This is a genomic window from Cupriavidus sp. SIMBA_020, from assembly GCF_046535395.1.
GTDB lineage: Bacteria > Pseudomonadota > Gammaproteobacteria > Burkholderiales > Burkholderiaceae > Cupriavidus > Cupriavidus campinensis.
The window spans coordinates 1-257 of the sequence record NZ_JAWRWU010001037.1 but is presented as its reverse complement, the minus strand read 5'-3'; the positions used below and the strand labels follow the sequence as shown (position 1 = coordinate 257).

The window sequence follows — 257 nt, the reverse complement described above, 5'->3', positions numbered from 1 at the left end:
GAAGCGCACTGGAACGAATCCGTGGCGATGCATGAAGCCGCCGACGCGGCCGCGATGAGCGAACGCAATTTTCTGCGCCGCTTCAAGATTGAAACCGGACAAACGCCCAACGCGTTTTTGCAGCGGCTGCGTTTCGACGCGATCTGTCGACTGCTTGTGCAAACCGATCTGCCCGTCGAGCACATCGCGCGCCGCTGCGGCATCGGCAATGGCGTGCGGCTTGCGCGTCTGCTGCGCAGTCGGCTCGGCGTCACGCC

At 63.8% G+C, this 257-nt stretch carries 1 protein-coding gene; it reads left to right on the top strand.

Features of this window, described 5'->3' with window-relative positions; translation table 11 throughout:
* Positions 1-27 precede the first annotated feature (27 nt).
* A partial coding sequence (locus SB751_RS32635) for a helix-turn-helix domain-containing protein (protein ID WP_410749334.1) occupies positions 28-257 on the top strand: 230 nt, incomplete at its 3' end.